The 7,912-nt window shown below is 51.5% G+C and carries 6 protein-coding genes; 1 reads left to right on the forward strand and 5 read right to left on the reverse strand.

Going from position 1 to position 7,912, the window contains the following annotated elements:
- From BOW51_RS05160 to rfaH, 4 genes are all read right to left on the reverse strand, one after another.
- Positions 1-1,664 (reverse strand): GumC family protein (locus tag BOW51_RS05160; RefSeq protein ID WP_078476759.1); only part of this gene is annotated, 1,664 nt, incomplete at its 3' end.
- A 67-nt stretch (positions 1,665-1,731) separates the two neighbouring features.
- Positions 1,732-2,622, reverse strand: coding sequence for a polysaccharide biosynthesis/export family protein (locus BOW51_RS05165; protein ID WP_078476760.1), 891 nt, complete (start codon positions 2,620-2,622; stop codon positions 1,732-1,734).
- 120 nt (positions 2,623-2,742) lie between these two features.
- Positions 2,743-3,786: an EpsG family protein gene (locus tag BOW51_RS05170; protein ID WP_078476761.1), complete on the reverse strand. Its 1,044-nt coding sequence runs from the start codon at positions 3,784-3,786 to the stop codon at positions 2,743-2,745.
- A 1-nt stretch (position 3,787) separates the two neighbouring features.
- Positions 3,788-4,294, reverse strand: coding sequence for a transcription/translation regulatory transformer protein RfaH (rfaH, locus tag BOW51_RS05175; RefSeq protein WP_078476762.1), 507 nt, complete (start codon positions 4,292-4,294; stop codon positions 3,788-3,790).
- A 129-nt stretch (positions 4,295-4,423) separates the two neighbouring features.
- Here rfaH and BOW51_RS05180 point away from each other — a divergent pair, with 129 nt between their 5' ends.
- Positions 4,424-5,248 (forward strand): class I SAM-dependent methyltransferase, encoded by an 825-nt coding sequence (locus tag BOW51_RS05180; RefSeq protein ID WP_078476763.1) that lies wholly within the window; start codon positions 4,424-4,426, stop codon positions 5,246-5,248.
- A 123-nt stretch (positions 5,249-5,371) separates the two neighbouring features.
- On the opposite strand, the gene BOW51_RS05185 is transcribed toward BOW51_RS05180, so the two are convergent.
- Positions 5,372-7,735 (reverse strand): AsmA family protein, encoded by a 2,364-nt coding sequence (locus tag BOW51_RS05185; protein ID WP_078476764.1) that lies wholly within the window; start codon positions 7,733-7,735, stop codon positions 5,372-5,374.
- Positions 7,736-7,912 lie beyond the last annotated feature (177 nt).

The following is a 7,912-nucleotide window of genomic DNA, read 5'->3' on the forward strand; positions in this document are numbered from 1 at the left end:
CTGCATGATCTGTAGGCCTCGGCGACAGCACTGCGCGGATCCTTCTTGACCAGCTCTGCGGCATCCTTGACTCCCTCAATCTTCATGTCGACTTCGGGAATAATGCCGAGGATTGTCAGGCCCGTCAGCTTCTCCAGCTCCATCGGCGACTTGACTGTATCATCAAGATGTTCAAACAGGAATGCCATGCCAATACCGAGAACCAGGCCCGCAATCAGTGCAAGCAGCAGGTTCTTCTGCATATTTGGCTTGTAAGGCGTCATCGCAACAAGGCCGCGATCGATCACCGAGATGTTGTTGGTGGTGAGACCAGCCGCAACACCAACCTCTTTCATACGCTGCAGGAGACCGTCATAGAGATTGCGATTGGTCTCGACATCGCGCTTGAGCGCCATGTAGCTGGTGCTGTTGTTTCGCAGGGCCAAAATCTCTGCCTGCTGCTCTTCCAGCTGCTTTTTGAGTATCGACTCTTCGCGCAAAGCAGTATTGTACTCTGTGCGGATCGATGACTTGATGAAGTCGATCTCCTTGGCCATTTTTGACTTGATCTCGTCGATCTCCTTGCGCAACTGAACCATTTTAGGATAAGCCGGCTTGTAGATCTTCAGGCTGGTCTGGTATTCGGTTTCAAGGTCGCCAAGGCGTTGTTTATAGCCCTGGATAATCGAATTATCCTGGAATCGGGAAAAGCCGGTATCGCCACTCGCCTGCATTTCACGGTACTGTGACTCGGAAGTGATCCGGCGCGCCTCTATCTCACCAATCGTGCTGTTGAGATCTCCTATCTTCTTCAGCAACTCATCCTGCTTGTGCTCAAAGTCGACCACTTCCATCTCTTTAGCATGGTCGACCAACTTGTTTTCCGAGTCCTCGAGATTGATACGCACCTGCTTGAGACGCTCGGTCAGAAACTCTTTTGCGTAAGCGGTGGCATCGAAACGGCGTTCAAGGTTGATATTAACGAAGACATCAGCCCAGGCGTTGACAATCTTTGCCGCCAGCTGAGGGTCCGGGCTATCGTAGCTAATGCTAATGACGCGAGACTGCCTGATGGTCTTAAGCGTCAGGTTACTCAGCAGGTGATTCTGAATGGATGATGCTGGGGATGGAACTACGGGGACAATACCAGCCTCTACAGTTGACTCACCAACGAAGAACTCCTTGGTTACTGCTGCCAGGCTCTTCATCCATGAGCCGAACTGACCAAATAGTGACTGATTTTGTTCACCCGACACCTGGCTAACGGAAATCAGCCCGAGATCAGAAGCCACCCTGCCTGCAACGGTACGGCTTTTCAGCAGTTCGTACTGGGTCCAGAAGTAGTCACTTCCGCCGGTGGTGCGAGTACCGATATTGTCGTACTCGGTGATATTGCCAGACTCGATGCCAATCTCAACCGTGGTAGAGCTACGATAGATAGGTGTTTCCAGCGACGTCATAATGAAAGTGCCGAACAGCACCAACAGCGCAACAATCGCAATCAGCCACTTGCGGCGGACGATAACAGACCAGTAGGCACGTAGGTCGAGCGGCTTCTCTTCAGCCTGCGCAATACCCTGATAACCGGCATAGGTCATCATCTGCTGATGCTGTTCTTCCCTGACGATAATGCCCTTATGGTCAGGTCCGTTATTATTGTTGTCGTCTCTGTTTCGTCGATACATCTAGATTTTACTCGAATCCGTTTTATTCACTGTAGATACTAGCTTAGTCAATGGAAGCTCAGCCTGCTTATAAGGGAAAAGCCAAAATACCCAGAAAGCTGCGAAGCGTACCGGTAACACCCTCGAAGGCGGCCTTGCTGCCGTGTTCCGGCACCACGATGATGTCGTTATTCAACACCAGCGGATTTGGCAGTTTGCCCGACCTGACTTCTGTCACGTCAATTTTGTAGCCGACTGTATTGCCTCCCCCTATCTCACGAAAGACAACCACCTCTGTAGCGTCACCAAGACGCTGTACTCCGCCACCCATCGCCATCGTCTGTAACAGGGTTGTTTTACCCTTGAGCGGGTAGATGCCGGGCTTCTCGATCCATCCCTCGAGGGTGATGCGCTGGCTGGCGAACTCGGAGAGGCTCAGGGTGACGTGCGGATCCTGCAGGTACTTTTCCCCCAGTACTTTCTCAATATGGCGCTCAGCCTCTTCTACCGTCAGGCCGCCTACCTCGATAGCGCCGATCAGCGGCATGGTGATGAACCCCTGCGTATTAACACGCGCAGTGTGATTCAACTCCTCAACCTGGAATACCTCTATGGTGATTTTGTCCTGCGGACCGATACGATAGGCAAAATCGTTTGCTGTCCGTGCAGTTGGCACGCTGATGCCCGGTGCAGTTGCCTGGGCAACAGGTGGTGCGGGAACCTGGATACTTTCACCACCTTGAATCAGTCCTTTACCTGTTGTGTTCGTTGTTGCCCGGTTCTGATTCGACTGCTGTTTTTTAATTGAATCGTACTGCAGGTCATCAAGGATAGAGTCAGCATTTACACTCAAAGGCAATAGAATGGCACTCATTAAAAGCAGAATGGTCCACACAAGAGAAAAAGAAATACGCCCTGAAGCACGCTTGAGGAACTGGTGATGAAATGAAAAATGACGGTAATACAGCATAAGAACCATTAGTTTAGGAGATCCATATAGATCAATGATTTATCATAGCAAAGTCGCACCCTTTTGCGTACTCAAAGCTTAGATGAATTTTTTGTTACCTCAGGATATTAATCGCACCCCCCTGGAAGACTACGGCAACAACAGGCTCCTGTACGGCAGCCAGTACGTGGCATGGGTGGCATAATTGAGCCACACGAACAGCACTGCTGCATAACCAAGCACGATAATGATTGTTGTCACCAGGGGTGAGATCTTGTTGCAAAACAGGTACGGCATGCGTGACAAAACCACCACCTGCAGCGGTGTCAGGTAGAGAGAGATGCGATCCACCGCGGTCGAGGCGAAACCAACCAGGAATACTGCCGCAACAGCACCAAACGCCATCCATATCCAGAATCTGCCATCAGGAAAAACTCGCAACCACTGCCTGCGAAACAGCAACAGAACCAGTGCAGGTGCCAGGTTCATTGCAGTGCGAATCAGCGCTCCCTGAGACTCCATCTCGGCATCGACATAGCTCGCCCATAACGCTTCGTAGGAGTCCGCCACTGTCAGGCCCCACAAACCATAGGCGATCGACATCACCACGAACCCACGAAAAAGCCAGTTTCCCGTTGTGATGAATAATCCGAGCCCGACCAGTAGCATGGCAGATTTATGAAAGAGTGCAGCCAGCACGATATAGAACAGAAACCAGAACAGATTACGCTTCTCGAGCCAGTTCAGGGCAAGGAATATCAGGCCCAATGCCACACCCTGCCGCGTATAGCCCATGGCAACCACAAAAACCAGGTAGGGGACGGCAATTGTCAATGCAAGCCATGGTGCAGGCTGTTTCGAACTGAAACTGATCAATCCGGTCATAAAAATGGCCGCGCAGACGAGATTAACGAAACCTATGCCCCAGTCGTTATTTGACGCAATCCAGTTGAGCAAGACATAACCGGGATCACCGGCGCCCGACAACAGGGACATCAGAGGCTCAGCATAGGCCATCTCGTAATGCTGCAGGTAGCTGCCCCAGTCTCCACCGACCTCGTAGCGCAGGCCGATAAACAAGACGAAAATCAGCCAGAACCAGCCCATCGAACGAAAAGTCTGAAGCTTGTGCCGGTGTGACAGCGCGATTGCCATAAATCCAGGCAACAGGTAGATGAACCAGTATGCCAGCACGCTACTCCTCCACGACCGAACCGAGGCTTGTGCGCTCTATGGTGATTTCACTCTGCCGCCCAAGGAGGTCAAGTAAAAGAATGATGCGTTCATCATCTTTCTCGACCTGGTAGATTCCGCTGAGACCGGCAAACGGACCCTCGGTGATCTCTACCCTGTCGCCTGGTTTGTGCGGCCACTCATTATCGACGCGGCTTTGTAGTTGCGCATCTTCATGCTGCTGCAGAAAGCCGATCACCTCTTCAGGTACTGGCACCAGGTGGGTGCCGAAGCGAACAAGCTTTGTAACACCGATTGTCGAACGAACAACTGAAACATCCTGTTGTTGTAGGTCGGCCTTCAAGAAGAGATAACCTGGGAAAAGTGCACTGGTTACCATCTTCCAACTGCCGCGTACACGCTTGCGTTTACTGATACGCGGGTAGTAGACAACAAAGCCCTGACGTTCGAGGTTGTCGACAGCAATCTGCTCTTGGCGGGATTTGGTTTGTACGGCTAGCCAGGTCATGCGGGGATTGTAGCAAGTTATAAGATGCAAGTTAGACGATACTTGTGAACCTGAATGACGATAAGGTGTAACACAAACACGAACAGTTAGTTTAAACTTGGCACCATAATAATTTTAAACAAACCACCAATGGCCAAAACCCGTAAGAAAAAAACACTCGCCGAGCAGGCTGACCGTCATCGCCTGTACCAGCTGTCAGTACAGTGTGCAGAAGCCGAGATCGATTTTGTTGAAAAGCGTTTTCGTGAACTCAAAGGCCGCCCTGCCCGCCTGTTGCGTGAAGACTTCTGCGGACCTGCCGAGGTCTGTTGTGAGTGGGTCAGGCGCAACAAGAACAATCATGCCATTGGTGTCGACCTCGATGAGGAAGTGCTGCAGTGGAGTAGAGATAACAACATTGCCCAACTCAAACCGGCACAGCGCAAACGCATTGAACTGATCGAAGAGAATGTGCTTGAGGTTGAGACAGAAACTGTCGACGTGGTTTCTGCAATGAACTTCAGCTACTGGCTGTTAATGGATCGAGACACACTGAAGCGCTATTTCAAACGCGTACACAAAGCACTTGCCGATGATGGCATCCTCTTCCTTGACTCCTATGGCGGTTATGAATCCCACCAGGAAATAATCGAGGAACGCGAGATCGAGGATGGTGATCTCAGTTTCACTTACACATGGGAACAGGAACGTTTCAACCCGGTGACCCATGAACTCGAATGCAGTATTCACTTCGGTTTTCCCGACGGCAGTTCGATAGAGAGTGCATTTCACTACGTGTGGCGCCTGTGGAGTCTACCGGAGATTAAAGACCTGCTCACCGAATGCGGCTTTGATGTCACCTTCTACTGGCAAGGGTTTGATGAAGATGGTGAAGGGGATGGTGAGTTCGAGCCTGTCACCAGTGCTGATGCCGATGCCGGGTGGATTTGTTATATCACTGCGGAGAAGTGCTGATTATTTTGTCATACCGGCTTTGAGCTGGTATCCAGGAGTGCGTGCACTGTTACGGATGAACCCCGGGTCAAGCCCGGGGTGACGAAAAAATGGTTGTCATACCGGCCTTGAGCCGGTATCCACTCAGAACTTAAGCCCTTTAAACAACTCATCCTTCAGTTGGTCCTCAAGGCTCTTTTTCTTTTTCGGCTTTTCCGCAGCCGGTGCTGCCTGGTCTGTTGCCGCTGCATCAGCCGGTGCCTCTTCTGCACCTGGTAAACCCAGCTTCTCAAGCAGCTTGCCCTTGAGCTTATCCTTCTCTTTTTCAAGCTCCTGCTTGGCACGCTCTTTGAGCAACTCCTCGAGATCAATCGAATAGCTCAGGTTGTCAAAAGGTCCTTTGACACGAATCGGAATTGTGAGTCCTTCAAGATCGCTGAACTCTGCGCCGCCCTGCCCCTTAACTGTGCTGGCGACCTTGGTTGTCAGCAGGTAGTTGACCGAGCTGGATGGCAGGTTGATCTTGCCCTTTCCAGTGACTCGCAGAAAAGGTGATTTCAGAACCAGGTCGTTGTTGGTCACAATGCCAGACTTGATGGTCGCAGTACCAGTTAACTCGGCAAAGTCTGTCTGACGCTGCTCTTTGGCTTTTGCAACCGGCTTGTTGTTCAGCTTGGCCTTGGCCTCGCGCAGTGCGGCTGCCAGGTTAACACCCTTGACGCTACCGTTCCTGACGACGGAAGTTGTGTTACCGCCAAGTGAAGACATCATCTGCTGTTTTCCGACACCTGAACCATTCAGTTTCAGTGTGATGTCGGCCTTGCCGTCGATACGCTCCTGGCCAACCAGGTCCTTGAGAAGCGGGCCAAGGTTAACGCCTTTAAGACGCTCGTTTGCAGACCAGGTAAGGCGCTTGCCTTTACCCCTGAGGACAATATTACCGTTGTAGCTGCCACCGTAGAGGCCGGCAGAGAGTGGTGACAGGCGTGTCTCTCCTCCTGCGGAGAGGATGTTCGCCTTGAAGTTACTCATGTTCAGTCCGGATGCATGCAGTGAATTGATCTTTACAGAACCATCCAGTCGCAGGCCGCTGACGGTTTTTGCTGCCTTGGCTTCTTTGACTGCAGCTGACTCTTTCTTGTCATCTGCACCGGTCGGTGGAAGATAATGATCGAGATTGATCTTGTCGACCGCAAGGTTGAATGCAAAGTGCGGATTGCTGAAGCGGGTGATTCTGACATCACCATTAATAGTGGAGCTGTCCAGCTTGATGTTTAACGGTTTCAGCTGCACATGATCCATGTCACCGCTAAATGAGAAACTACCGGCCAGGTTGCTCAGCGCCTTGTCTGATGAAACCTGTGGTGCTTCCATACCAAGCTCGCGCATCAGTTTGCCCGGGTTCAGTGGTGCAATCTTGAAACTGCCACTGTAGGTTGCTTTATCAATGGGTGTCTTGAGCGCAAGGTTACCGTCGATGCTGCCGCCAGCTGCCTTGATACTCAATGGGTTGATATTAACGGTGTCACCGGCAGTCTTGATCACCATGTTGCCGGAAACTTTCTCAGGCAGGCCGGATGCATCTGCTCCGAACGCTTTTGCGAGTGACGCGATCGACAGCGAATCGATATCCAGCTGGCCCTCAACCTGTGGCTTGCTGCTGTAGTCAGCTGCCTGCAGTTCGCCCTTGACGCTGGCGCCATCGGGAGATGTGATCTCAAAATCACGCATGACAAACTGCTTGCGCTCCTGGTCAAGACCGATGTTGCCGCTAATGCTGACCTGCTGCTCAGGATGCTGCATTGGTGTCAGTGTCAACTGTAAGTCAGGTGCATTAATGTATGAAAACTTCTCGTCGACAGTCAGGGTGCTTTTGCCCTTCAGTTCATACTGACCAACGCGGCTCGAATCCATCACAAGATCAAGCTCAACAGGCACCGGACGCCTGGCACCGAGCATACCGGTAGTCACCTTGTTGATCTGCAGCGAGAGCTTCTCTTTTGCCTGTGCATCGTTGAATGAAAAAGAGGAGTCGCTGATCTCGATTCGCTTGACCATGATATCTGCGTCGCCACGGTCTCCGTCACCTTCATGGCGTTCATCGTCTCCTCCTTTCTGCAGGTCGCTCCAGTTGTCCTTACCGTTGGCAAGACGCTCAAGTGCGATTGTTGCGCCATCTAGAGAAACGCTTTCAACGATAATCTCCTGACGCAGAAGAGGCACAAGCGCAGCGCTGAATGAGGCGTGTTTGACCTGCAGCATGTTGGGTGCGCTGAAGCCCTCCGGATTACCCAGGGTAACCCCCTCGGCACTGATGGCGATACGCGGATAGAGCTCCCAGCCCAGTTTGCCGTCAATGGTGACGCTCCGGCCTGTCTCTTCCTGCACCTGCTCAACAATCTGCTGCTTGTAATCGTTGGGATCAAAGAAGGTGATAAAGGCACCAACCGCAATCACTGCGATGATAACCAGGCCGATGACCAGCTTGAAAAGAGTCTTGATTCTCATATGCGTCTATCCGGTTCTTCTGAATGATCTTTATATAATAGCAAAAGAGGATGACGGTTTGCTTGAAATGGGGTGGGAATTTATATGGTTGATTGGATCGTGGGTTAGGGGTTTATAGCGGGCCCGAGTTTGATCGCGGGGCGATTAGTCCGGAAAAACAATCACCTCACCAATATG

It is taken from the genome of Solemya elarraichensis gill symbiont, assembly GCF_002021095.1.
Lineage (GTDB): Bacteria > Pseudomonadota > Gammaproteobacteria > Chromatiales > Chromatiaceae.

Bases quoted from the DNA above. Each gene is read 5' to 3' on its own strand.
- BOW51_RS05165 (WP_078476760.1), bottom strand. From the start codon at position 2,622: ATGGTTCTTATGCTGTATTACCGTCATTTTTCATTTCATCACCAGTTC.
- rfaH (WP_078476762.1), bottom strand. From the start codon at position 4,294: ATGACCTGGCTAGCCGTACAAACCAAATCCCGCCAAGAGCAGATTGCT.
- BOW51_RS05180 (WP_078476763.1), top strand. From the start codon at position 4,424: ATGGCCAAAACCCGTAAGAAAAAAACACTCGCCGAGCAGGCTGACCGT.
- BOW51_RS05185 (WP_078476764.1), bottom strand. From the start codon at position 7,735: ATGAGAATCAAGACTCTTTTCAAGCTGGTCATCGGCCTGGTTATCATC.